The sequence below is a fragment of the Oleiphilus sp. HI0123 genome (genome assembly GCF_001635315.1).
The window spans coordinates 1-381 of the sequence record NZ_LWGE01000939.1; the positions used below are offsets into that span (position 1 = coordinate 1).

Below are 381 nucleotides of genomic sequence, written 5' to 3' on the forward strand. Positions count from 1 at the left end.
AAAGCAATTGGCAGAGCTATGCTCAGAAAATAAAGATAGTAAGGGCGCAATCGAAGCCTATCAAAACGTAATGAAGCACAGTGAACAGTCTGTCTACGCCCGGCCAGAACACTGCTTCGATTTCGTTAATTACCTTGCAGACGTTGCCAAGCAAGAGGGTGGCGATATCAATGCCAACCCACATGTTAAGGAAGCCTTCGACTTGCTTGATAAAAGTGCCAAACGCTTCGCTAATCAGGGGAATATCGAAGAGCATACAAAATTAGTCGCTGCCAATGTCAATGCAAATATCGGCAACATCGACGAAGCCAAGCAAGCTCTTGACGACCTGCTAGGCGAAAGTCATGACGCTCAAGACCTCTCTGCGAGTAGCCTTAAACT

Annotated in this window: 1 protein-coding gene; it reads left to right on the forward strand. The window is 46.5% G+C overall.

Going from position 1 to position 381, the window contains the following annotated elements; genetic code table 11:
• Positions 1 to 381 (forward strand): hypothetical protein (locus A3761_RS27465; RefSeq protein WP_197472971.1); only part of this gene is annotated, 381 nt, incomplete at both ends.